The 25,914-nt window shown below is 69.6% G+C and carries 15 protein-coding genes; 7 read left to right on the top strand and 8 right to left on the bottom strand.

Annotated features, from left to right (window positions below; translation table 11 throughout):
* Positions 1-31: 31 nt before the first annotated feature.
* The 7 genes from AC07PR_RS00655 (at position 32) to AC07PR_RS00685 (ending at position 8,015) form a co-directional block, all read left to right on the top strand.
* Complete coding sequence (locus tag AC07PR_RS00655) at positions 32-1,072, top strand: TRAP transporter substrate-binding protein (RefSeq protein WP_495134025.1); 1,041 nt, start codon at positions 32-34, stop codon at positions 1,070-1,072.
* A 182-nt stretch (positions 1,073-1,254) separates the two neighbouring features.
* Positions 1,255-2,106: a substrate-binding periplasmic protein gene (locus AC07PR_RS00660; protein WP_495134026.1), complete on the top strand. Its 852-nt coding sequence runs from the start codon at positions 1,255-1,257 to the stop codon at positions 2,104-2,106.
* A 126-nt stretch (positions 2,107-2,232) separates the two neighbouring features.
* Positions 2,233-3,558: a hypothetical protein gene (locus AC07PR_RS00665; RefSeq protein WP_495134027.1), complete on the top strand. Its 1,326-nt coding sequence runs from the start codon at positions 2,233-2,235 to the stop codon at positions 3,556-3,558.
* A gap of 49 nt (positions 3,559-3,607) precedes the next feature.
* Positions 3,608-4,780 carry a patatin-like phospholipase family protein gene (locus tag AC07PR_RS00670; RefSeq protein ID WP_495134028.1) on the top strand — a complete coding sequence of 391 codons (1,173 nt, stop codon included), beginning with the start codon at positions 3,608-3,610 and terminating at the stop codon, positions 4,778-4,780.
* Between the two features lie 181 nt (positions 4,781-4,961).
* Positions 4,962-5,978, top strand: coding sequence for a phospholipase C/P1 nuclease family protein (locus AC07PR_RS00675; protein WP_431103879.1), 1,017 nt, complete (start codon positions 4,962-4,964; stop codon positions 5,976-5,978).
* The gene (locus tag AC07PR_RS00680; protein ID WP_495134029.1) at positions 5,975-7,357 is read left to right on the top strand and encodes a hypothetical protein; all 1,383 of its coding nucleotides are present in this window, start codon (positions 5,975-5,977) and stop codon (positions 7,355-7,357) included. The genes AC07PR_RS00675 and AC07PR_RS00680 overlap by 4 nt, the downstream gene beginning before the upstream one ends.
* Complete coding sequence (locus AC07PR_RS00685; protein ID WP_495134030.1) at positions 7,347-8,015, top strand: hypothetical protein; 669 nt, start codon at positions 7,347-7,349, stop codon at positions 8,013-8,015. Before AC07PR_RS00680 ends, AC07PR_RS00685 begins: the two co-directional genes overlap by 11 nt.
* Positions 8,016-8,100: 85 nt before the next feature.
* On the opposite strand, the gene AC07PR_RS00690 is transcribed toward AC07PR_RS00685, so the two are convergent.
* The 8 genes from AC07PR_RS00690 to AC07PR_RS00725 form a co-directional block, all read right to left on the bottom strand.
* Complete coding sequence (locus AC07PR_RS00690) at positions 8,101-8,325, bottom strand: hypothetical protein (RefSeq protein ID WP_377154799.1); 225 nt, start codon at positions 8,323-8,325, stop codon at positions 8,101-8,103.
* Positions 8,326-8,535: 210 nt separating this feature from the next.
* Positions 8,536-10,110: a methyl-accepting chemotaxis protein gene (locus tag AC07PR_RS00695; RefSeq protein ID WP_495134031.1), complete on the bottom strand. Its 1,575-nt coding sequence runs from the start codon at positions 10,108-10,110 to the stop codon at positions 8,536-8,538.
* 178 nt (positions 10,111-10,288) lie between these two features.
* A complete protein-coding gene (locus AC07PR_RS00700; RefSeq protein ID WP_495134032.1) occupies positions 10,289-11,296 on the bottom strand; it encodes a hypothetical protein in 1,008 nt (335 codons plus the stop codon).
* 72 nt (positions 11,297-11,368) lie between these two features.
* Positions 11,369-12,139 carry a DUF5672 family protein gene (locus AC07PR_RS00705; protein ID WP_377154802.1) on the bottom strand — a complete coding sequence of 257 codons (771 nt, stop codon included), beginning with the start codon at positions 12,137-12,139 and terminating at the stop codon, positions 11,369-11,371.
* A 1-nt stretch (position 12,140) separates the two neighbouring features.
* Complete coding sequence (locus AC07PR_RS00710) at positions 12,141-13,262, bottom strand: glycosyltransferase (protein WP_431103873.1); 1,122 nt, start codon at positions 13,260-13,262, stop codon at positions 12,141-12,143.
* A gap of 245 nt (positions 13,263-13,507) precedes the next feature.
* Positions 13,508-16,972: a hypothetical protein gene (locus tag AC07PR_RS00715; protein WP_495134033.1), complete on the bottom strand. Its 3,465-nt coding sequence runs from the start codon at positions 16,970-16,972 to the stop codon at positions 13,508-13,510.
* 177 nt (positions 16,973-17,149) lie between these two features.
* The gene (locus AC07PR_RS00720) at positions 17,150-21,625 is read right to left on the bottom strand and encodes an SPM autocatalytic domain-containing protein (protein WP_495134034.1); all 4,476 of its coding nucleotides are present in this window, start codon (positions 21,623-21,625) and stop codon (positions 17,150-17,152) included.
* A 125-nt stretch (positions 21,626-21,750) separates the two neighbouring features.
* Positions 21,751-25,914: SPM autocatalytic domain-containing protein (locus tag AC07PR_RS00725; protein ID WP_495134035.1), on the bottom strand; the 4,164-nt coding region annotated here is incomplete at its 5' end.

Genomic DNA, 25,914 nt, shown 5'->3' on the forward strand with positions numbered 1-25,914 from the left:
CGTCGAGACCCGTTCCCCCAAGGAGACAAGCATGAGCCTGAAGAGCCTGAACACCCGCCGCAACATCCTGGCCGTCGCGACGGCGCTGAGCGCCGCGATGTGGACCGCCGCGCTGCCCGCGCAGGCCGCCGACATCAAGCCGCGCCTGATCCGCTTCGGCTACGGCCTGGCGGAGAACAGCAACCAGGGCCGCGCGGTGAAGGTCTTCGCCGACGAGGTGAACAAGCTCTCCGGCGGCAAGATGAAGATCCGCGCGATCGGCGGCGCCGCGCTCGGACCGGACACGCAGATGCAGCAGGCGCTGATCGGCGGCGCGCAGGAGATGATGGTCGGCTCGACCGCGACGCTGGTCGGCATCGCCAAGGAGATGGCGCTGTGGGACACGCCCTTCCTCGTCAACGACGTCCGCGAGGCCGACGCGCTGCTGGACGGTCCGGTCGGCGACAAGGTCAAGGCCAAGCTCACCGACAAGGGCCTGGTGGGCCTCGTCTACTGGGAGAACGGCTTCCGCAACCTGACCAACAGCAAGCATGCGGTCAACAAGCTGGAAGACCTGAACGGCATCAAGCTGCGCGTGATGCAGAACGCCGTGTTCCTGGACAGCTTCAAGCAGCTGGGCGCGAATGCGGTGCCGCTGCCGTATTCGGAGCTGTTCACGGCGCTGGAGACCAATGCGGTCGACGGCCAGGAGAACCCGTACAACACCATCCTGTCGGCCAAGTTCTACGAGGTGCAGAAGTACCTGACGGTGACGAACCACGTCTACAGCCCGTGGATCGTGACGGTGTCGAAGAAGTTCTGGGACGGCCTGTCCAAGGACGAGCAGGCGGTGCTGCAGCAGGCCGCTGTGAAGAGCCGCGACTTCGAGCGCAAGGACACGCGCGACGAGGCCGCCAAGGCGCTGGCCGAGCTCAAGACCAAGGGCATGGCCGTCAACGAACTGAGCCCCGCCGAGACCGCGCGCATGCGCGACAAGCTGACCCGCGTGAACGCGGGCGTCGCGACGCAGGTGGGCATGGACCTGTGGAACGAAACGCAGGCCCAACTGGCGAAGCTGCGCGGCGGCAAGTGAGCGCGTGACGCGCACGATGCGCATGAGGCGCATGACGCGCGGGTGACAGCGCGGCTCGGTGTTTTCCCCGGCTGCGTCTGCGCACGAATGCGCATCGCCGCCGTGGCTTTCGTCTCCATGCGAAAGAGACGTTTCGTTACCGCCGCCTATCATGGACCGGACATTTCCTTCCTGATTCGCGGATGCATCGACGACATCTGACCCTGGCGGGTCTGGCCTGGTTGGGCGGCGCACAGGCCGCCGGCCGCGCCACCCTGCCGACTCCGGCCCTCGGGCCGGGGCCGGCGTCGACACCGCCCACGCCGATCTCGGCGACTCCGGCCACGGCGTCGTCCGGCGGCACGCCGTCCGCGTCGCTGCGCCTGCTGAGCGAGGAATTCCCGCCGATCAACTTCACCGAGGCCGGCCAGCCGCGCGGGCTCTCCGTCGACATCGTGCAGGCGATCCAGAAGCGGCTCGGCCAGTCGCTGCCGATCGAGTTCATGCCCTGGGCCCGCGCGTTCCGCGAGGCGCAGGACGGCCCGCCGGCGGCGCTGTTCGCGATGGCCCGCATCCCCGAGCGCGAGAAGCTCTTCCAGTGGGTCGGCCCGATCGTCACCTTCCAGAGCACCTTCTATGCGAAGGCCGGCAGCGGCATCCGGCTGCGCTCGCTGGCCGAGGCGAAGCTGGCGGCCAGGGTGCTGGTCGTGCGGGACTGGTACACGCTGACGCAGCTCCAGTCGGCCGGCTTCCACAACCTGCAGCAGATCAGCGATCCGATCCAGGGTGTGCGGATGCTGGCCGCCGGCCGGGCGCCGCTGTTCGCGGCGGAGAAGCTGTCGATGCCGCAAACGCTGGTGCAGGCGGGCGTCGCGCGCGACGCGTTGGAGGAAGTCTTCAGCTTCGCCGCGAGCGAGGGCTACATCGCGTTCTCCCGCAGCACGCCGATGGGGACGATCCACGCGTGGCAGTCGCAGCTCAACGAGCTCAAGCGCGACGGCACGTTCCAGGCGATCTACAAGCGCTGGCTGCCGACCGACGCGCCGCCGAAGTAGCGCAGGGCGCTCTCGCCCCATTTCCCGGCAACTTGTCACGGCATCGCGTCCTGCCGCTGTTCGAGCGTGGATCTCAAACGGCGCGTTTTCGAACTCTCCTGTCATGCGAACACTTCGGCATGACCAATGAAACTCACTTCTCTTGGCGCGGCGGGCGACCCGGCATCGGCTTCGGACAACGACATGGCCATGGCGTCGGCCACGGACCCCAGCCGGGGTCCGAGCGTCGTTGAAGGGCAGCATGTCCTGGGCGTGGACTTCTCACAGTCCAGTCGTCTGAAACCGCGAAACAGTCCGATCGCCTTTCAGCCGGGGGAAAAACTTGGACATCAGCACCCGATGCCCGCATCCGGCGATGCGCGGCAGCTGATCGGCGAGGTCGCGGCGGCGTTGGGGCAGAGCCTGCAGGAACGTTACGACTGGGATCGACCGGTCGCCATCGACTCGCACGCCGTGGCCGCGCTGCTCAAGTCCTCGCAGGTTCAGGGCAAGGGGGACGTGCAATGGGAATTGAAGGCGGATGCCCGGGCGGAGAACGTCCTGGTCGTGGCCTTGTCCGGCGGCAAGCCGGTGGCTCAGGCGCGCGCGCTGGATTTGAGCATGACCCCCCCGGGGATGGTCATCCTCTCTCTGGAGCCCAATGACATCACGATAGAAGTGGCGCGGCGCAATCTGACGGACCGCTACAACGCGGGAGGGCACACACGAGGCTGCCTCAGCCTGCCGGAACATCTGAAACACCACGCCGCTGCCGTACGACCTCTGCACGGGTTGCCCTCCCAGTCGCGCATCATGCTCGTGGGCCATGGAAGGGAGCGATCGGGGCGTGATCCAAGCACGCCCTTCTCGAACGGTGAATTGGCCAACATGAATGTCCGCCAGATTGCGGATCGATTGGCCAAAGACGGCCTGCAGAAGAGCTTTGCCGGCACGCTGTACCTGGAGAGCTGCAGCGGCGGATCAGGCTTTGGCGACGGATCTAGTTTTGCGCAATCGCTGCAGGCTGAGCTGTTCAAGCGAGGATATCGGCAGGCCAGCGTCGCGGGGCTGCCCGGCAAGACCTACGCTCTGGAGACGGGGCATAACGACTCCGAAGTCGATGCGCTGACCAAGGACTTCGACATTGCCTTGCAACAGTCGAAGCGCACCGTCGGCAATCTGAAGAAGACGCGCCAGCAGCACTCGGAATCCCTGACCACGGGCAAGCTGACCTCGGGTGGCCGACGTCAGGATCAAGTGACGCAATCGCTCACGGCCGCGTTGAACAAGGAAAAGAAGCACATCGCCGCACTGAAAACACTGAAGGGACTGGTCAACCGCGGTCTCGAGAAGGGGGAGACGGACGCGCAGCGAAACGACAAGATCGTCAACAGCGCCGGCGTGCGCAATTGGTGGGGACGACTCGGGCCCGGGGCGTCGAAGCCGAAACCGCCCAAGGCCTCGAAGGGCTAAGACCCAAGCGCGGCGGCTTATATTCCATGCGACCCCGAGAAAGGTTCGCATGGCTTCGTCCTCGCTTGTTTCCAAGTCCCACCGCCGTCCCAGCCTGGATCTCGCCCTGCAGGGCGGCGGCTCCCATGGCGCCTTCACCTGGGGCGTGCTGGACCGGCTGCTCGAGGACGGCTCGCTGAGCATCGACGGCGTGTCCGGCACCAGCGCAGGCGCCATGAACGCGGCAGTCATGGCGACCGGCTTCGCACAGGGCGGTGCGCTGGGCGCGCGGCAGGCGCTGTCGCGGTTCTGGCAGGACGTCTCCGGTGTGCCCGCGTGTTTCGGCATCGTGGGGGAGATGAAGGGCCTGACGGACACCGCGCGGCTCGAGACGCCCGCCTGGGTCTTCAATCGCAGCGCGTGGCCGGGGATGGCCGCCTGGGACGCGTGGTTGCGGCTGTGGAGCCCGTATCAGCTCAACCCCTTCAACCTCGATCCCCTGCGGGACATCGTCCGCCGTCACGTCGACATCGACGCCGTGCACGCAGGACCGGTCAAGGTGTTCGTCACCGCGACCTCGGTGCGCACCGGGCAGCCGCGCGTGTTCAGCGGCGACGACCTGAGCATCGAGGCGCTGATGGCCTCGGCCTGCCTGCCGCACAGCGCGCAGACGGTCGTCATCGACGGCGAGCCGTTCTGGGACGGCGGCTACTCGGGCAATCCGGCGCTGTGGCCGCTGGTCTACGGCACCGGGTCGGACGACGTGCTGCTGGTCCAGATCAACCCGCGCCAGCACGACGGGATCCCGCGCACGTCCGCCGAGATCGACGACCGCATCAATGAGATCACCTTCAACGCGAGCCTGGTGGCCGAGCTTCGGGCGATCCACTTCGTGCAGAGGCTGCTGCGCGACCAGCGCGTCGATCCCACGCGCTACAAGCAGATGCGACTGCACCGCGTGGCCGACGAGGGCGGGCTGGCGCAGTTCGGCGCATCCAGCAAACTCAACACCGATCCGCGGCTGCTGACGACGCTGTTCGGCCTCGGCCGCGCGGCCGCCGACGGCTGGCTGACCACGTGCGCGCAGCACGTCGGCCACGAGAGCACGCTGGACATCGGCGAGGTGTTCCTGGCCAACCGGGTCCGCAATGCGCGGCCGGCGATCAAGCCGCCGACGAAGGCCGTCGACAAGACGGTCGACAAGGCGGTCGGCAAGCTCATGGGAAAGCCGGGCAAGTCCTGACCCCGCGATCCCCGGCCGCACGCCGGTCGCACCCGGGTCCACGTCCCGGCGCCTGGGGACAGGGAGAACCCCGGCGTCGCACGAATTCTTCACCGGATCGTCATGCGTTTCCCCGAACATCCGTCCCCATATGTCGACGTGCGGAAAGCACGCGGTTTTCGGGACCATCAGGGAGACTTCGATGCGATCCATCCTGCTTCTGACCGCCGTGGCGGCGGGCCTCGTCCATCAGACCGAGGCCAACGCCTTCGCCCAGGACACCCACAAGCGCATCGCCATCGATGCGGTCCGCTACATGCAACGGCATGCGGACACCACCAACTACGCGAAGCTGCTGGCCGGCGTGACGCGCGCGGGCTACACGATCGACCAGTTCGCCGAGCAACTGGGCCAGGGCGCGTATGACGTCGACGACTTCGCCGACACCTACCTCTGCGGCGCGGTGACCGGCGATTGCGTGCTCGCGCCGGTCTGGGGCCTCGGGTCGGGGATCGTCAACTACACGTCCTACTGGCATTTCCAGAATCGCACGCAGGGGCCGGACGTCCACGGCAATCCCTTCGGCGGCTACAACTACGCCAGGCTCACGGTCAAGGGCGACATCGACGACCTCGCCGCGGCGTGGCTGGTCGGCGACCACCTCGACGACGGCAAGGGCGGCATGAAGGGCTGGTTCAGCGACGGCAGCAAGTACAACTCGTACGGACTGACCGAAGCCAACTACCGCCAGGGCGGCACGTCGAGCGCGTCGATGTACGCGGACTTCGAGAAGGCTCCGTTCCAGCCGATCGACAACCTCGGCCAGTACTGGTGGTCGCAGTTCCTGGCGCGGCCCACGGTGCAGAGCCTGGGCTTCGTGATGCACACGACCGATCTGCTGCAGCCGCATCACACCTGGACGACGTCGGCGCTCAACCACTCCGGCTGGGAGACCTGGGTCAAGGACTACTACGACAGCGAGACGCTGAACGCCGACGCGCTCGTCACCACGGCGCTGGGCAGCTACACGCCGCTGGCCCCGACCGCCGCCGACATCCGGCCGCTGCTGCGCCAGGGCGGTCAGATCTCGTACAGCCGAGGCGGACAGGTGCTGTCGACGACCGATCACGCGGTCCGTCGCGACGTGGGGCGCGTCGTCGTGCCCCATGCGATCGCGATGGTCGTCCACCTGCTGAATCGCGCGGCCGAGCGGCTGTGAAGGCGCGAGGCTCGCGCGCCACGGCGGCGACCGTGGCCGCGCTGGCGCTCGCGTTCGGCGGGCCGTTGCTGCCGGTGAGCGGTGGCATCGCGGCGACGACGGTCGAGGCGCATGCCGCGTCGTCCTGGATCGCCCGCGTCGGCAGCGACACGATCCCGCGTCGTCCGACCGAGGCGCTGCTCATGCTCGCCCGCCGCGAGCAGCCAGATCTGACGCTGCAGGAACTGGCGCGCCAGCTCGCGGTCGATCTGCTGATGGGCGACGCGGCCTCGCGCGAGGTCGGCGACGCGGCGCTGTTCGCGAGCAGGCGGGTGGCCTTCGCGCCCGAGGTCGACGTGCGACGCCAATGGCTCGCGACCTTGCAGCAGGTCTGGCCCGAGCGGATCGAGCGCGACTGGCAGTCAGCGGCGCCGGCCTTGCCGTCGACGGTCGACGCGCGCGCGTGGCAGGCACTCTGGTCGGGCGGGCAGGGCGACCGCCTGCGGATGGACGAGGACCTGGACGACGCGCAGCGCGAGGGCGCGACGCGCCTCGTGCTGCTGCGATATCGCGGGTTCGGCGGCGGACCGGCCGGCGCGATCACGCTGGCCGATGTCTGGCCGTTGCAGAACGTGCAGGGCCGTCGCCTCTTGCGCGCGGGCGATCTCGACTTTGCGCGAGCCCAGGCGCGGCAGTTGCTGCGGGAACGCTTCGTCGAGGACTGGTTGCATCGCAGCAGCGGCTGGAGCGAGGCCGAGCTCGACTTCGTCCGCCGGGTCATCGAAGCCAGGCAACGCAAGCTCGCCTGGCAACGCTGGCAGGGACTGACGGGCGATCCGCATGGGGACGCACCGGCTCGCGACGCGCTGGCGGCGGCGGTGACCGCGGAGGAGATCACCGCGTACTACCGCGCGCATCTGGATCGTTTCGAACGCCTGGAGTCCGTCGAGGGGCTGCGCCTGCGCTGCGTGCCTGCCGGGTGCGGGGAGGATGCTCAGGGGCAGGACCTGCGGGGGCGGGCGGGAGTGGCGCCGGTCGAATGGCGCCTCGGTGATCCCAGGCCCACGGCCGGTATCGACGCATGGGTGCTCGACCTGTTGCAGGCGTGGCCCGCGGGCCCCGCTTCGCCGCCGATACGGCACCCCGATGGCGAGGGTTGGGAACGGGTGCAGGCGCTGTCGGTGAAACGCGGTCATCATCCCGCCGACAGCGAGACCGTCCGGCACGAGGCGCGGCAGGCCGTGGCGCTGCAGAAGTTGGAAGCGCGCTGGCGGCAACGGCAGGTCGAGCTGCTGGCATCCGCCGGCTTGCAGTGGGCGCCGGGCATCGCGGCGCCCGATGCGCCGTTCGATCCGCAACGGCTGATGCCTGCGGGCGGGGAGCACGGACATGCGCACTGAACCCTGGCAGCGGCAACGCGACGCCCGAGGTGTCCGGCGACGCGGTCGCATCGATCTGAAGGTCGCGGCGGCGGTCGCATTGGCGCTCGCGGGCGCCCTGGTCGCCTGGATCGCCGCCGGTCGCTCCTCCGGCATCAGCGAGACCGCGCCTCAGGCGCTCGCGGCGCCACCGCCGGCCTCTGCCTCGGCGGCCATCCGGACGGGTGAGGGCGAGGAACTGGCCATGCGCGCTGCGGATGGCTCGCCGACGTCCGGCGCGCTCTCCGCAACGGTGACCGTGGCGTCGGCCTCGGCGCCGGCGTCCTCATCGGGCGCGGAAGTCCCGGCGGCATGGAGCCTCGCGGACACGCGCATCGCCGGCGACGATCGCGCGCCACCGATCCAGAGGTCGGCGACGGAGGCGGCAACGCCAGCGTGGCAACTTGACGATCATCAGGCCTACACGCGCCGCGAGCATGATCGGCATCAAGCGGTGCAGCGCGCCTTCGTCGATGCCGCCGACCGCGAGCTGCCGCTGCTCGACCAGCAGATCGAGCAGGGCCGCGCGATGGGCGTGTCACCGGAGCAGCTCGCCAAGGGCGAAGAGAAGCGGCGTCGCATCGCGGAGATGCGCGCGCGGATGCAGGCGGACCTGGCCGCGAGCGCGCCCGCGCCCTGACGCGTCGGCGCCCGCGCACGCGCCGTCGACCTCGGCGCCATTTACGTCGCCATTCACAGCGCCATTCACGATGCCCGGCGAAGGGTCAGGTGATGCGCCGGAAGCGCAACTCCTCGATGAGCGCGTCGTCGCCGACGGTGCTCACGCGTTGCGCGACGACCTCGGCCCGGCCGTCGGCGGCAAGCTGATGGATCTCGCGCGCCGCGCTGTCGAAGACCAGCGGATGCTCCAGGGCGGAGCCGGCGTGCGGCAGATCGACGAGCTCCCCGGGCGCGGAGTCGAGGAACATCGTCATGGCGATCGAACTCATGCTGGACCTCACGAGTTGGCTGAACACCCGCAGACTCTATAAGGCATCGCAGCAGGTTCAATGTCGATCGCATCAGGTTTCCGCGCTGGCGTCCGGCGTTCGCACCGACGGCCCTTGTGCACCTGATTGAAGCCGGGATGGAACGAAAAACGGGAGCCTGATCGGCTCCCGCTTCGGTTTTGTCGACGGCCGACAGGCCGGGACTGACCCTCAGGCGCCCGCCATCCCGCGCACCTTGAACCGCGCGATCGCTTGCGTCAGCGCCATCGCCTGCTGGCGCAGACTCTCCGCCGCGGCGGCGCTCTCCTCGACCAGCGCCGCGTTCTGCTGCGTGCCACGGTCGATCGCCGCCACCGCCTCGTTGACCTGCACAATGCCGTGCGTCTGCTGGTCGGTGGAGGCGCTGATCTCGCCCATCAGGTCGGTGACCTTGCGGACTTGCGTCAGCACCTGGTCCATCGTGCGACCCGCTTCCTGCACCTGCACGGCGCCGGCGTCGACCGTCGCGGCCGAGTCCGAGATCAGCGTCTTGATCTCCTTGGCCGCCTGCGCGCTGCGCTGCGCCAGCGCCCGCACCTCGCTGGCCACGACCGCGAAGCCGCGGCCCTGCTCGCCGGCCCGTGCCGCCTCGACGGCCGCGTTCAGCGCGAGGATGTTGGTCTGGAACGCGATGCCGTCGATCACGCTGGTGATGTCGCTGATCCGCTTGCTGGAGCCGGTAATGGCTTCCATCGTCGTCATGACACGGTGCACTACCGCGCCGCCTTGACCCGCGACCTGCGCCGCGGCGTCGGCCAGGCCCGTCGCCTTGCGCGAGGACTCGGCGTTGACCTGCACCGTCTCGGTCATCTGCGCCATCGAGGACGCCGTCTCCTGCAGCGCGCTGGCCTGGGTCTCGGTGCGGCTGGACAGGTCCTGGTTGCCGCTGGCGATCTGCGTCGACGCCGTGGCGATGCCGTCCGCGGCCTGGCGCACGTTGGTGACCATCGTCGACAGGTTGCCGCTCATGGCCTTCAGCGCCGTCAGCAACTGGCTCAGTTCGTCGCGGCCGTCGACCTGGATCTCGTCGCGCAGGTCGCCGTCGGCCACCGATTGCGCCACCTTGATCGCACGGTTCAGCGGCGTCGTCACCGCGCGGCTGATCAGCCAGCCCAGCAGGCCGGCCACCGCCGCCGACAGCACGGCCGTGGTGACCAGCATCATCCGGTCGGTCGCGAAGAGTTCGGCCGCTGCCTGGGTCTCCGTGGCGGAACGTTCGTCCTCATAACGGATGAAGTCGTCGGTGGCCGTCAGCAGCGCTGCCAGCAGCGGGCGGCATTCCGCGTTCATCTTGGTGACGGCGTCGTCGCGCTTGCCGTCGTTGGCCAGGCCGACGATCGTCAGGGCGACCTTGCCGTACTGGGCCTCGATCCCGGCGACCTTGTCGAAGAGGGCCCGGTCCTGGGGCGTCGCGTCCTGCGCGGCGGCCAGGTGCGATTTCAGCTGCGCGAGCGACCGTTGCACCGCTTCATGGGATCTGGTGACGGCGTCGAGCTCGGTGGCGCGGTCCTGCGGCGTCGTCACGAGCACCAGGTTGCGCGCTGCGATGGCGCGGGACTTCGCCGCCGACTGCACCGCGACCACCAGCCGTTCGCGGGCGGCGACGCCCTGCAGGTAGTCATCGACGCGCGAGCTCGACTGGTTCAGCCAGTGCAGCGCCGCGCCGGACACGGCGGCGACGATGACCGCCATGACGCCGAATCCCGCCCACAACTTGGTCTTGACCTTGAGGCCTGAGAAGTTCATTTGTGTTCCCCCTGATGGATGCCGGAACCCGTGCTTGCAGTCCCGCTCTCATCTTCGGCGCTGGGCCGCCGTTTCTCAATTGGCGTGCCGCCGAATCGCGTGTGCTGCGATCACCTACATCCGGGGAGGGAGGCGGGACGGGATCGGTGGAAACCCGATCCTGTCAGCGCCGGCGGGATCAGGCGCCGAAGGCGTGCGCCAGGCCGGCGACCTCGCGCTCGAAGATCATCCGCTCGCGCTGTACCGCCTGCCGGGCGGGACGCGAGAGCTCGAGGTAGAGCGGGAAGTCGCGCATCAGCCCGTGCGCGCCGGCGAAGACCTGGTCGACCTGGTCCGGCTTGAAGTAGCACTCGTCGGGCAACACATAGTCGCGGGCCGCGCCGACATCCAGCGCGAAGACGCAGCAGTCGCGCATCAGCGCCTCGCGCGCCAGGCGGTCCTTGCCCGGGAAGGTGCCCAGGTCGATGAAGAGCCGGCTGCGCCCCAGCGCCTCGTAGACCTGCGCCCGCGTCAGGCCGCGGATCAGGTGGACCTTGCAGCCGTTCTCCGCCTCCAGCCGCGCCGCGATCGCGCCGACGTCGTAGACGACCTTGTGGTTGGCGTTGAGCGCGATGTCCGTCTTGGCGGCGGTGTCGAAGACCGGCTCGCCATCGGCGGGCGTCGGCTTGGCCGGCGTGTAGTCCGACAGCGGCAGCGTGCGCAGGCAGCCCAACGCGCGGATCACGTCGTGCGCATAACCGGACTGGTAGGTGTGCAGCACCCGCTCGCTGCGCAGCAGGTTCATGTTGATCTTGTTGACCGACAGGTATTCGAAGGCGTTGTCGATGCTCAGCCACCAGACCATCGGCGTGCAGGGCTGGAAGTAGCGCAGCCAGTGCACGTAGGTCTCGGCCAGGACGACGCAGGTGTCGGGCGTCATCGCGATCTCCTCGGCCAGCCGCACCTGGTACTTCTGGTAGTCGGCCACGGTGTTCGGCCGCGGCTGCAGCTTCAGCGCCGTGCCTGCCGTCAGGCCGTTGCGGCGGAAGAGGTCGTCGATCGCGGGCAGGTCGGTCGGCAGCACGTACCAGACGCGCGCGTCGTGCCCCTGGCGGATCAGCGAGTCCGACAGCTGGTGCAACGCCTCCGGGCCGCCGGTCTGCACGCCGTGGGGGATCAGGATGACGATCTGCTTCTTCGCGTTCATGGGGAGGCTTTCAGGAGGTCTCGGATCGTTGTTGTCGTCGCCGTCATCGTCGTCGGGGCGGGCGCGCGCGGTTCAGCCCAGAGCCGCCAGCCGCGCCTGCAGCTTCTGCGCCGCGGCCGGCGAGACCGCCTGCAGCCCGGGCAGCAGGAAGCCGCTGCGGGTCTTGACGATGCGGTCGGAGAGGTGGTCCAGCAGGAAGTCGGGCATCTCGCGGTAGACGCTGGGCAGATGGAAGATGCCGTGGAAGCCGAAGGTCGGGTAGGGCACCGCCGGGAACTCGACCGAGAAGTGCGAGGCGATCGCCTTGGGCGCGAAGCGGCAGCCGGCGCGCTCGAGCGTGTCGCGCATCGTGCGGCAGATGTAGAGGTCTTCGGCCTCGGTGGGATCCGGGTAGTCGAGCTGCGCGACCGCGTGGACCAGCCGCTTGGAGCGCCACGAGAAGCCGCCGTTGCCGACCTCGTTGACCTCGTAGTTGGGCCAGGGCGCGCCGATGTAGTCGTAGTGCAGGAAGTGCGGCGAGAACTGGTCGGCGTTGAGCACGAAGCCGTCGTACTGGATCACCAGCACATGGTCCGCGCTGAGGTGCCGGGCCAGCTCCTGGGTGATCAGCAGGTTGTATTCGGTGATCGAGCGCAGCGTCGGCACCGGGATCACCGGCAGGCCGGGCCAGAGTTCGGGCTTGTCCGAGTAGATCAGCACCTGGCTGAAGGGCAGGCCCTGCTGCTCCATCGCCCGCATGCTGTGCAGCAGCGCCTGCCGTGCCAGCACATGCAGGTCGGTGTCGACGATGGCGACGGCGATGCTCGGCTTCGTGGCGCCGAGGGTGGCGGAGGGCGCGCTCATGTCACATCAGGTCCAGCAGCTGCTTCGTCACCGTGGCCCACGAGAAGCGCTTCTCCAGCCGCTGGCGGGCCGCCTCGCGGCGCGGGGCGGGGGTCAGGCGTTGCTCGACGACCTGCAGCATCGCTTCGCGCAGGTCCTCCAGGTCGGGGACGACGAAGGCACCCACCGGCTGCGGCGCATCGGCGTCGGTGCCGGGACGGCTGTGCAGGCGATGGCAGAGCTCGGGCGGCGTGAAGTCATCGGTGGCGCCGCCGCCGCTGACGATCACGTGCGTGCCGCACCCCATCGCCTCCAGCACCGGCAGGTTGAAGCCCTCGGCGCGGTAGGGCGAGACGTAGGCGTCGGACAGCGCGTACAACGAGCGCAGCTGCGGCAGGTTGAGGCTGGTCGACAGGATGGAGATGCCGTCCCGCACCTGCGGCGTGTTCAGCTGCGGCGCGCGTGCCGCGAGTTCGGCGAAGACGCGCTCCACGCCGATGCCGTACAGGCCCTGGTGGTCCTTGAGGATCAGCCGCACCGGCAGGCCTTGCAGGCGCAGCTCGGCGAAGGCCAGCAGCAGCAGGTCGATGCCCTTGTTCCAGGTCGCGACGCCGACGTTGGTGAAGACGGTCTCGTGCGGCAACATGCCCAGCGCCGCGCGCGCGGTCTGGCGCTGCTCCGGCGTCATCGGGAAGAAGGTGTCGGTCTTGTAGCCGTGCGGGACGACCAGGACCTTGTCCGCGTCGAAGCCGTAGTCGACCAGCCGGGCCTTGGACCAGCGGGTCGGCGTCACGACGATGTCGTCGCCCTGTGTCAGCGCGGACGGCGCCATCTCGGGCGGATCGAAGCTCTTGCCCGACAGGCCGAATTCGGTGACCACGAAGGTGGCGTTGCGACGCGCGGCCGCCGCATCGCCGAGGCGCACCGGCGACGCGATGCGCAGGCGCACGTCCATCACGCGGTCGCCGGGATCGGGCAGGCCGTCGATGATGGCCCGCTCCTCGGGCGCGAAGCCGGAGTCCAGCTTGCTCTTGTCCCAGTGCGGCATGAAGAAGGGCGCGTCCTTGTGGAACAGCTCGAACCGCGGGTCCTTCACCATCTCCAGGATCTGGTTCTGGTTGACCATCGCGATGGAGTGGTTCACTCCCCGCCAGCCCTCGATGCACAGTGTTTTCAACGCGGAATCCCCTTTGGATGCTCAGGTCGGGCACCCGCGCGGGCGCCGTCCTTCCCATCGATCTTTGAGCCATTGTGTCGCGCCGTGGGCGCGGCCATGCCAGGATAAGGGGGACAGGGAGCGGTCAACTCTTCGCGGTGAGAGGGGGCTCGCGTCGTCGCTTCCCGAGGCCCGTGCCGGCGGCGGGGCACGGTGGGGGAAGGCGGCGCGATTCAGTGCGCCATGGCCATCGTGTCGTGCATCGTCGAGTCGGAGAAGGCCGGGATGGCGGACAGACGCGCTTCGTGCGGCCGGCTGGACGCGGGGTTGCCTGGTGTCGCGCCCGGGCGAGGGGGGACGTCCAGCGCGAGCAGGATCTTCCCGCCCACGGCCGTCCGGATGCTGCCGCCCAGGGCCAGGCGGCCGCCGCCGAGCAGCCGGTCCGCGCCGTCGCCGTGGCCGTGGCCGCTGCCCGGCTGCATCGTGACGCTGGCGTCCACGCCGCCGGACCAGGCGGCCGCGGCCTGCATCGGCTGGACCACATCCATGCCCGCCGGCAGCCAATGGGCGGGGTTCGCCACATGGGCGGCTATCCTGCGCTGGAGGTCTTCCACCTGATCGAGGGCGCCCGGATCCTGCGGCACGCCCGGTGGCAGGGGCCGCTGCAGCACCGCGAGCCGGTCCATGCAGGCGTTGATCACCTCCGCGGCCTCGGTCGTCAGCGTCTGATGTTCGCGGTAGACACGCGAGCCGGCGGCGCGCAGGTTGACCAACCTGTCCATGAACTCGTCGTACTGCTCGTCTCCGCCGCGGGGCCGGCCGTCGGGGCCGCGGGCGTCCAGCGCGGCGACCCATCGCGCGCGCTGGACATTCATCGCCTGGATGAAGTCTTCACGGACGCCGAACTCCCGGTCGCGGCTCGAGAGTTCCGGTCGAAGCCGGCCCCGCTCGGTGACGAGGCGCACGAGACCGTTCTGCGACTGGATCACCACCTCCGTCTCGACGCCGACCCGATGGCGTCCGAACACGGCGATGCTGCGGCCGGACGGCGTGGTGAACGCGGGGCTGCTGATGCCCAGCCCCGCGCCCACGCGCAGCGCACTGCGCGACCCTTGCTCCGCCTGCATGCTGCGGGCCGTGCCGGCCGCGTCCCGCGTGCGCTTGCGGTCGAACAGGGTGCGCTTCAGGCTGATGCCCGCCGAGGCCGAGACGGCGACGCCGGGCGCCAGCGTCGCGGAGGCCGTCGCATCGAGGGTCACGGACACGTCCGCCGTGACCGCCTTGCCCTCGTTCCAGCCGAACGAGATGTCGCGGTAGTCGCCCAGCTTGTCCACCAGCTGTGCCCACATGGCGCCGCCGTGGGCGGGGCGGTCGGCCTTGTCCCGATCGGCGATCTGGAAGATCGAATTGATCACGAGTTCGTTCATCCGCTGCCAGTCGGTGGACTGGAGTCCGGCGGTCTGGCCGGCCGACAGGGCCTCGTGGTCACGCCCCGCCTTGCGGGTGCGGATCATCAGCCCCCGCGAGACCAGGTGCGATCCGCCGATCCGGGCCATGGCCTGGGCGGAGACACCGGCGATCGGACCGGCTTCCGCGCCGGCCCGCACGCCCGCCCCGACGGCACCGCTCAGCTTGCGTTCGCTGCCGAGGTAGAGCGTTCCGGTCCCGGCGATGCCGGCCTTGAACACCGCGGTGCGGGAATGCTCGGCGCCGACCTCCACCACCGGCGTGATGCCGACGCCCACCCCGCCCAGGCCGCCGATCTTCGCAAGGCCGGACCCCGCCGTCACGCCGATGCCATGACGGCGGCTGTCGCTGTAGGTGCCGAGGCGACCTCGGGTGACGGCGTTCATCACCTGACGCAGGATGTCGCGCCGCTCGGCCGGCGATGCGGCTTCGAAGATGTGCTGGAGGCGCTTCGCATCCTGGCGCGTGTCCATTTCGCCTTGCGGGGTCTTGATGGTGGCGGCCGTCTCGATGGGGCCGGCCTTCAGCAAGGTTTCCAGCGGCGACTTGCCTTTGCCGGCCAGATGTCGTTGCAGCAGGCGTATCGGCAGCCGGGCCTTGTGCATCGCCGTCGGCAGGTCGCCGTGGGGCGTCTTGCAGGCCAGGTCGATGTAGGTGATGAACTTGCGCAGGCGCTTGGCCATCAGATGGAAGTCCGAGCCCTGACCGCTGGTCGTGAAGCCGTTGCGCAAGGCGACGTAGGCCGGTTTGAGGTCGCGATGCTGCTCGCCCTGGCCGGGTGCGCGCCGGAGATTGTCCGTGGCGTAGAGGAAGGCCTGGGCAGCGAGCGTGGCGGGATGTTCCGGCTCGTGCGGCCCGCGGGGACGACGGCGCGCGTTGCCGGTGCCGAGACGGCCCGGATCGAGCAGTTCGCGCCGCTGCGGGTGGGTGTCGAGCGCGGCGCGGATGTCGGCCATCGACTGGGTGCCGCCCACGTCGAGACCCGCGGCGAGCAAGGCCTCCTCGGCATGGAGTCCGAGCTGGTAGTACTCGATCGCCTCCTCGGCATGGCCGAGGCGCGGATCGCCGGGCTGCGGCAGCGCGAGACCCTGCAGGTCGAGCAGCGCCTGGAAGCCGCCGGCCGTCACCGCCAGCGCGCGCCGCGCCGCGTGCGTCATGCGCGCGACGGCCGGCGAGGCTGTGCCCAGGTCGGCCAAGGGGGGCGTGGGGCCATCGGAGCCGCGGGTGCACAGGTCGTCCAGCGCCGGCGGCGTCTCCAGGCGCAGACGCTGGTAGACCTGCGAGGCCTGCACCGGATCCGCGGTGACGGAGCGGAGTACCGTGGCGATCAGCAGGGATTGCTCGTAGCGCAGCGGGTGACCGTCGGGTCGCCGGCCGGGGTCCGGGTTCGGGTGGTCGAGCAGCGTGGCCGCGAGCCGGATCGTGGCGAGCCGCGTCGATGGCGAGGCTGCTGGGAACATCCGCTCGATCTCGGCGTTGAAGTCGACCGCGCTGCCGGCGGCGGCCGGCGCTGCAGCTCGACGGCCGTTGTCGACGCCGTCCTGCCCGGTGGCGAGCGGCGATCCTTTCGTCAGTTCCTGTCCCACGCCGTGGGCGGCGGCATCGACGAGGCGATCGACGGCCTTCAATCCGCGCTCGCTGGCGGTGGTCGTGGCCTGGAAGATCCGGGGACGTTCTTCCAACGAAGGCTCGGACGTCGAGTTGCTGCGGGACAGGTTGAGCGGCCCGATGACGAGCTCGACACGCGGCACCGCCGTGCGCAGCCGCAGCGCGTCGAGCGGACGGCGCAGTCGATCCATGAACCGCGGCTTGGGCGCCGGGTCGGCGCCACCCGGCGGAAGCGGCGGCGGCTGGAGCGCTTCGGCCATCATGTCCGACGCCTGCGCATCGGTGGCGGTCTGCAGGCAGGTGAGTTCGTCTGTGGCCTGTCGCTGCGCCGCAAGCGCGGCGGCGGATGACGCGTCGATGCGTGCCAGCATCCGCGCATGGGCGCTGGCGGCGAGGGCGGCGGCGCGCTCGATCTCGGGGTCGACGGGAGGACGCTGGATCGAGGCGGCGGTTCGATGTCGGGAAAGCAGCCCCGATGGTCGAACCCGGGACGAGGGCAGGAGCTTGGTCCGGTCGTCGGCCGCAGGCGGCCGCGATCCTGCAGTCTCGGACGTCGCCACCACCGCCGCGGTGTCGACAGGCGTGGCGCTGCGGGGGCTCCATCCAAAGAAACTGATCGGCATCGTCGTGTTCCATGGCGAGACCACGCGCCGAACGTCCCGGACCACTGTCGGATCGCCCTACATCGACGCGTAGCGGTCTGATGAGGGGGACAGTGCCGAGGTTGTCGTTCGCGGTTCGTTCGCGAACGGCGAAACCGGGCGAGAGGCGGACGTATTGCGGGACGCCCGCGAGCGCGGTCAGAGCAAGGGCGTGCTGCCGTTGTTCTCGTCGTCCTGGCGCTTCAGGGCGGCCAGCGTGGTGTGCGTCACGGCCGCATGGGCGAGCGCGTCCGTCCCCGTCGGGACGGCGGCCGGCGTCGATCCCGACGCCCCCTCGGAGAGCAGCGCGGTCTCCGAAGTCTTCGGCGACGCGAGCAGTTCCGACGCCGCCGGCAGGGGCGTGGCCGCATCCGCCGTGGTCCCGCCGCCGTCCGCCGTCTTCGAGAACCAGACGTCGCCCATCTGGTGCGTGACGCCGTCCGCGGTCTTGTAGCCGGAGATCAGCCCGATCAGGTTGCCGTGATCGACGGTCGAGGTCGACCGGGCGTTCAGGTCCAGCTCGACGATGCCCAGCTCCGTCAGGGACTTGAGTTCGCCCACATCGGTCTTGCCGTTGCCGTTGGCGTCGGCCCAGATCCGCAACTGGCTGAAGCCGGCGTCGAGCGCATTGAGGGCATGGTCGCCGTTGGCGTCCAGAGCCTGCATCGCTTCGTAGCCGTTGGCCGCGTGCTTGCCGTTGGCCAGCACGGTGCCGGTGCCGAAGAGTTCCCCGCCCGAGTCGATCTGCCCGTTGCCGTTCAGGTCGCGAGCCAGCAGGCCGTTGCCCTGCGCCATCCATCCCCATTGCTGGGCGTGGCCGGTGTTGTTCATGTCGAAGCTGACGCCCTGCGCCGCGGACACCGTCCCGAGGCCGTGGCCGTCGAGGTTGAGCATGATCGGCGTGGCCAGGAACAGCGCGTCCAGCTGCGCGCCGGACATCGCATGGATGGTCTCGGTGCTGAACGCCATCACCTGGTCCATGCTGAGCGCGGCCAGGTCGCGGGTCTCGAAGCCCACGATCGCGTCGCTGCCGATCGCATGGATCTGGTCCGCCGTCAGCGCCTTGGCCTGATCGCGGCTCAGCGCGGTCAGGTCGTCGCTGGACATCGTGGCGAAGGCCTCGGACGTGATCGCTGCGAGTTGCTGCGTCGTCAGCGCGGCGACCTGCCGGCTGTCGAGCGCCTCGATCGCGTCGGAATTCATCGCCGCGATCGCCTCGGTGTGCAAGGCGCGCAGCGTCTGCGTCGTCAGCCCGTGGATCTGGTCCGAGCCCAAGGCCGCGAAGACGTCCGTGGACAGGGCGTTCAGCGTCGCCGTGCCCAGCGCCCGGAAGGCCTTCGAGGTCAGCGCCGCGTAATCCTCGGTGCCGAAGCCGCTCAATTGCGAGCCGGTCATTTCAACCAGCTGCGTGCTGGTCATCGCATGGACCTGATCGGTGGACAGCGCCGCGAAGTCGCCGGCGTCCATCACCCGGATCGCCCGACCCGGCAGCAGCGCCACATCCTGCGCGTCCAGCGCGGCGATCTGGTCGCTGGTCCATGCCAGGACCTGCACGTTCGTCAGGCCCAGGACCTGTGCCGTGCCGAGCGCCTGGATCTGCTCCGTGTGCATCGCCGCCGCCTGCTGGAAGGTCAGCGAACCGACCTGGTCCGGCCGCAGCGCCGCGATCTGATCGGTGTTGAACAGCGCGATCTGGTCGGAGCCCATCGCCTTCAGCGCCGTGGTGTGCAGGACGGCGAGGTCCTGCGTCTCCAGCGCGGCGATCTGCGTGCCGCTGAGCGCCGCGAGCTGCGACGACCGCAAGGCCGCGAACTGCAGCGTCGTCAGCGCCGCCAGCGCCGTGGGGTCCAGGGCCGCGATCTGCAGCGACGTCAACGCCGCGACCTGCCTGGCCGAGAGCGCGGCGATCTGGTCCAGGTCCAGCGAGCCGAACTGGTCGCTGCTCAGGCCCAGCAGCGCCTGCGAACCCAGGCTCGCGAGCTGCGCGGTGCTCAGGTGGTCGATCTGGTCCGCGGTCAGTCCCAGCAGCTGCTTCGAGCTGAGCGCCGCCAGCTGCGCGCTGCTCAGCGAGGCGATGCTGTCGACGTTCATCGCGCCGAGCTGGGCGGAGGTCAGTCCCAGCAGCGCCCGCGTATTCAGGCCGACGACGTCCTGGAACTCGAGCTGACTGATCTGGTCGGTCGTGAAGGCCGCCAGCTGTTTCGACGAGAACACCGAGAACTGGGCCGAGTCCAGCGCGTTCAGGTCGGCCTGCTCCATCGCCGACAACTGGGTGGTCGTCAGCGAGGCGACCTGGTTGGTGCGCATGGCCGCGAACTGTTCGGGCACGAGGGCATTGAGCTGATCGGTGGTGAAGCTCTGCAGCGCCTGCACGCTCAGTCCGCGCACGCCGTCGGTGGAGAGCGCGTCGATCTGCGACGGCGTCAATGCGGCGACCTGACCGGTGCCCAGCAGCGCCGTCTGCGCGCTGCCGAGGGCACCGACCTGCTCGCGGCTCAGCACGTGGATCTGGTCGGTCGTCAGCGCGGTCAGGTAGATCGGCTTGACGCCGGCGAGCAACTCGGGCGCCAGGGCGCCGATCTCGTCGGTGGAGATCGCCGCCAGCTGGAACGAGGTCAGCGCGGCGAAATGGGCCGAACCCAGCGCGTTGAAGCTGTCGTGGTCGAGGCTGCGCACCTGGGCCGTGCTCAGCGCGGCCAGTTGGCCGTCGCGCAGCATGGCGACGCCGGTGGGCCCGAGGGCGTCCAACTGGTCCGCGGTGAGACCGCGGATCGCCAGCGTGGAGATCGCCTGCAGCGCCTGCGGAGACAGGACCTGCAACTGGCCGGCAGTCAGCGCGCCGATCTGGGCCGCGTTGAGCGCGCCCGTCTGCGAGGTGCTGAAGGCGGCCACCAGGTTGATGTCCAGCGCCTGCACCTGCGCGCTGCTCAGCGAGCGGATCACCGATGCGTTCAGCGCGCCGAAGTCCTCGGGCTCGAGTTGCGAGACCTGATCGGTCGTCAGGCCGCGGAACTGCGCCGACGTGAAGGCGGCGAACTGCGCCGACGTCAGCGTGTTCAGGTCCTCCACCGTCATCGCGGACAACTGGGCCGTGGTGAGCGCGCGGATCTGCGCGCTGGTCAGCGCCTGCAGCTGGTCGGAGTTCAGCACGTCGAGCTGGTGGTCGGTCAGCGTCGCGATCACGCGCGTCGTCAGCGCCTGGATCGCGCCGGTGCCGAGCGCGGACAGCTGTTCGTCGCTCAGGTCGCGCAGCTGCGTCGTCGACAGCGACGCGGTCTGGGCGCCGCTCAGCGCGGCGAGCTGCTCCGAGCTCAGCGACGCGAGCTGCGCCGGCGTCAGCCCCCGCAAGGTCGCGCTGCTGAGCGCGGCGAGGTCCTCGGTCGTCAGCGAATGGAACTGGTCCGGCGTCAGCGACTGCAGCTGCTTGGAGTTCAGCGCCGCGATCTGTCCGGTCGACAGCGCGGCGAGGTCGTCGGTGTCGAACGCGGCCAGCTGGCGCGTCGTCAGCATGGCGATCTGCACCGTCTTCAGCGCGCCGAGCTGCTCGGCGCTCATCGCGCCCAGCACTTCGGGCTTCAAGCCCACGAGCGCGCTGCTGCTCAGCAGCCGCAGTTCATCGGTGCTGAAGGCCGGCAGCTGAGCGCTGCCCAGGCCGATCAACTGGGTCGAGGTCAGGCTCTGCACCTGGCGCGAGCTCAGCGCGTCGACCTGGTCGGAAGACAGCGCGGCCAGCTGTTGCGAGTTCAGCGCGCGCAGGCCCTTGGTGCCGATGGCGGCGAGGTCCTCGCCCTCGAGCGCCGCGACCTGCGTGGTGCTCAGCGATTTGATCTGCAGCGTGTTGAGCGCGCCGGCCTGCTCGGTCGTCAGCGCCACGAGGGCGTCGGTGCTCAGCGTGCGGAACTGCTGGCTGGTCAGCGCGGCGATCTGCCGGCTGTCCAGCGACTGCACGGCGTCGGAAGAGAGGTGCGACACGGCGGCGGTGCTGAGGCCGCGAACCGCGCCCGTGGTCAGCGCCTGCAACGCGTCGGTGCTCAGCGCGCTGAGCTGCTCGCCGCTCAGGCCCTTGGTCTGGTTGCCGCGCAGCGCGCCGATCTGGGCGGTGTCGAAGGCGTTGAGCTGGTCCACGCTCAGCGCGCCGATCTGCACCGTGTTCAGCACCTGCATCGAGGCGGTGCTGAAGACGGCCACCTCGTCGGTGGTCAGCATGCCGATCTGCTGACTGCCCAGGCCGCGCACCTGCACCGACGACAGCGCCGCGATCTGCGTGCTGTCGAGCGCGGTGAACTGGTCGCTGTCCATGCGGCGCAGCCGGTCCACGGTCAGGGCCGGGATCTGCGTCGTGGTCAGCGCATGGATCTGGTCGGTGGTCAGCGCCGCGAGCGAAGCCGTCGTCAGCGTGCGGATCGCGGCGGTGTTGATCGCCTGGACGTCCTGCAGCTCCATCGCCGAGAGCTGTCCCGAGGCGAGGTAGTTGAGCTGGCGGGCCGACAGCGCGGAGACCTGGACCGTGGTCAGCGCCACCACCTGCTCGGCGGTCAGCAAGGCCCACTCCGACCCCGTCAGCGTCGCGAGCTGCGTGGTGGTGAGCGCTGCGATCTCCTCGGGAGTGAGCGAACCGACGTCGAAGGTGGCCATGCGGGAAAGGAGAGTACTTCTGAAACCTGGCGGTCTGTCGTTTGCGGCCGCTCGACACGCATCGCGTGGGCGAGGGCCGCAAACGGCAAACCGGGGGCGCGAGGCCCCCGGTTCCGCACTGCCGCTTAGATCAGCGGAGCAGCGCCGTTCTGGTCGTCTTCATGCAGCTTCTTGTAGGCCGCGCTCATGACGTCGTGGTTCACCGTGTCGGTCGCCGCGGCGGTGGTCGCCGCCGTGGTGGCCGTCGCGGTCTGCGCCGTCGCGCCGCCGAGCAGGTTGGCTTCCGGCTGGGCGAGCAGGTCGCCCAGGTGCGGCGTCGCCGCCGTGGCGCCGGTCGCCGCGTGCTGCGAGCCGTCCTTGGAGAACCACACGTCGGTCATCTCGTGCGTCGTGCCGTCGGCCTTGGTGAAGCTCGACACCAGACCCAGGACGTTGCCGTTGTCGACCTCAGTGCCCTTCGTGGCGCCCAGGTTCAGGTCGGTGATGCCCAGGTCCGCCAGGGTCTTGAGCTCGCCCGTGTCGGTCTTGCCGTCGTGGTTGGCGTCGACCCAGACCTGCAGCTTGCTGAAGTCCACGTCCTTGCCGTTGACGTGGCCGTCATGGTTCGAGTCCAGCGAGGCGAGGGCGGCGAAGCCGTCCAGGCCCTTGCGGCCGTTGACCGTGGTGCCGGCCCCGAAGAGCTCCGCACCGCTGTCGATCGAGCCGTTGCCGTTGCGATCCATCACCAGCAGGCCGTCGTTGCCGCCGACCCAACCCCACTTGTCGTTATGACCGGTGGCGTTCAGGTCGAAGTTCACGCCGTGAGACGCGGACACCGTCTGGATGCCGTTGCCGTCCAGGTCCAGCACGATCGGCGAGGCCAGGAACAGCGCGTTGGTCTGTTCACCGCTGAAGCCCGCCGTCTGGTCGGAGGTCATCGCCAGCACCTGCTGCATGTTCATGCTGGCCAGGTCCTGCGTGTCCCAGCCGATGAACTGGTCGGACGTCATCGCCACGATCTGGTCCGTCGACAGGCCCTGCACCTGGATGGAGGTCAGCGCATGGATGTCGCTGGAATCCATCGCCAGGATCTGGTCGGTCGTGAACGCGTGGAACTGCGAGGACGTCAGCGTCGCGAAGTGCGTGCTGGTCATCGACGCGATGTCCTCGGTCGACAGGGCCGCGATCTGGTCCGTGCCCAGCGAGCGCAGTTGCGCCGTGCTGAATTCATGGACCTGGTCGCTGGTCAGCGCCGCGATCTGGTCGGTGTTGAAGGCGTGCAGGGCGGTCGTGCTCAGCGCATGGATGCCGTCGGTGGTGATCGACGCGATGTCGGCGGTCTCGATGCCGGCCACCTGCGTGGCGCCCACCGCGCTCCACTGCTGCGAGGTCAGGGCGTGGATCTGATCCGAGGTGAAGGCCTCGAAGTCCGCCGAGCCGAAGGCCACCATGTTCGCGCTGCTGATGGCCGCGAGGTCGCCCGTGTCGATCGCCTGCACCTGGTCGGTGGTGAAGGCGTGCAACTGGGCCGAGCTCATCGACACGATCTGCTGCGAGGTCAGCGCCTGCACGTCGTCGGTGGCCAGCTGGCTCACCTGCAGCGTGCTCAGCGCGGCGACCTGCTGCGTGCTCAGCGCCGCGATCTGGTCGGAGCCCAGGGCTTCCAGCTGCGCGCTGTCCAGCGAGCGGATCGCCAGCGTGCTCAGGCTGCGCAGGTCACCGGTCTCGAAGGCCGCCATCTGGTCGGTCGTCAGGCCGTCGACCTGGGTCGAGCTCAGGGCCGCGGCTTGCGACGAGCTCAGGGCGACGATCGCGTCGGTGCTCAGCGCGCCGACCTGGGCCGAACCGAAGGCCTGCAGCTGTGTCGAGGTCAACGCGGCGACGTCGTCCGTCGTCATCGTCGAGATCTGCGCGGTCGTCAGGGCCTGCAGCTGGGCGTTGCTCAGCGAGCGGATCTGGCCGCTGGTCAGCGCGTTCAGGTCGTCGCTGGTCAGGTTGGCGATCTGCGCGGTCGTCAGCGAGGCGACCTGCAGCGTCGTCAGCGCGGCGATCTGGTTGCTGTCGAGCGCTTCGAGCTGATCCGTGCCGAGGGCGCGCAGGGCGACCGTGGACAGTGCCCGCAGGTCGGCGGTTTCCATCGCGGCCATCTGGTCCGTCGTCAGGCCCTTGACCTGCGCCGAGGACAGCGCGGCCACCTGGGCGGAGCTCAGCGCGATCACCGAGTCGGTGCTCAGCGCGCCGATCTGGGCCGAGCTGAACGCCTGGACCTGCTGCGAGGACAGCGCGGCGACGTCGTTGCTTTCCATCGTCGAGACCTGGGCGGTCGTCAGCGCGGCGATCTGCTGGGTCGTCAGTGCCTTGACCTGGGCGCTGGTCAGCGCGTTCAGGTCGTCCGAGGTGAGGTTGCTCACCTGGCCGGTCGTCAGCGCGGCGACCTGCTGGGTCGTCAGCGAGGCGACCTGGTCGGAACCGAGGGCCGCGAGCTGGTCGCTGGTCAGCGCACGCAGCGCCACCGTGGACAGGGCCTTCAGATCACCGGATTCGATCGCACCGATCTGGTCCGTCGTCAGGCCGGCGACCTGCTTGCTGGTCAGCGCGGCGATCTGCAGCGAGCTCAGCGCCACGACCGCATCGGTCGTCAGGGCGCCGACCTGGTCGGAGCTCAATGCGGCGACCTGGTTGGTGGCCAGCGCGGCCACGTCGGCGGTCTCCATCGTCGAGACCTGCGCGGTCGTCAGCGCGGCCACCTGGGCGGTGCTCAGCGCCTTGATCTGCGCGCTGGTCAGCGCGTTGAGGTCGTCCGACGTCAGGTTGCTCACCTGGCCGGTCGTCAGCGCGGCGACCTGCTGGGTCGTCAGCGCGGCGATCTGGTCGGAGCCGAGGGCTTCGAGTTCCGCCGAGGTCAGCGACGCCACCTGACCCGTGGTCAGGGCGCGCAGCTGGCCGGTGGTCAGCGCGGCGAAGTCGTCCGTGGCGAACTGGCTGATCTGGCCGGTCGTCAGCGCGGCCACCTGGGTGGTGGTGAGCGCTTCGACCTGGTCGGAGCTCAGCGCCTGCAGCTGGTCGCTGGTCAGGGCGCGCAGGGCGACCGTCGACAACGACTTCAGGTCACCGCTTTCGATCGCGGCCATCTGGTCGGTCGTCAGGCCGGCGACCTGCTTGCTGGTCAGCGCGGCGACTTGTGCCGAGGTCAGGGCGACGATCGAGTCGGTGCTCAGCGCGCCGACCTGGGCCGAGCTCAGCGCGGCGACCTGGTTGGTGGCGAGCGCCTGCACATCGGCGGACTCCATCGCGGCGACCTGGGCGGTCGTCAGCGCGGCGACCTGCTGCGTCGTCAGGGCCTTGATCTGGCCGCTCGTGAGGGCGTTCAGGTCGTCGGAAGTCAGGTTGCTGACCTGGGCGGTCGTCAGTGCGGCGACCTGCTGGGTCGACAGCGCGGCGACCTGGTCGGAGCCCAGCGCTTCCAGCTGGGCCGAGGTCAGCGCCTGCAGGGCGTTGGTCGACAGGGCCTTCAGGTCCCCCGTTTCCAGGGCGGCCATCTGGTCCGTCGTCAGGCCGGCGACCTGCTTGCTGTTCAGCGCGGCGACCTGCGCCGAGCTCAGGGCGACCACGGCGTCGGTGCTCAGCGCGCCGACCTGGCCGGAGCTCAGCGCGGCGACCTGTTGCGAGCTCAGCGCGGCGACGTCGTCGCTGGTCATCGTCGAGACCTGACCGGTCGTCAGGGCGGCGACCTGCTGGGTCGACAGCGCCTTGATCTGGCCGCTCGTGAGGGCGTTCAGGTCGTCCGAGGACAGGTTGCTGATCTGAGTGGTCGACAGCGACGCGACCTGGACGGTCGACAGCGCGGCGATCTGGTCGGAGCCCAGCGCGTCGAGCTGGTCGGTGCCCAGGGCACGCAGCGCGACGGTGGACAGGGACTTCAGGTCGCCCGTCTCGATCGCGGCCATCTGGTCGGTCGTCAGGCCGGCGACCTGCTTGGAGGTCAGCGCGGCGACCTGCGCCGAGCCCAGGGCGACGATCGCCTCGGTGCTCAGGGCGCCGACCTGGGCCGAGCCCAGGGCCTGCACCTGCGCGGTGGTGAGCGCGGCGACGTCGTCGCTGGTCATCGTCGAGACCTGGCCGGTCGACAGCGCGGCGACCTGCTGGGTCGTCAGCGCCTTGATCTGGCCGCTCGTGAGGGCGTTCAGGTCGTCCGAGGACAGGTTGCCGACCTGCGCGGTCGTCAGCGCGGCGACCTGGACGGTCGACAGCGCGGCGATCTGGTCGGAGCCCAGCGCGTCGAGCTGGTCGGTGCCCAGGGCACGCAGCGC

The sequence above is a fragment of the Roseateles sp. GW821-FHT09H11 genome (assembly GCF_059415845.1).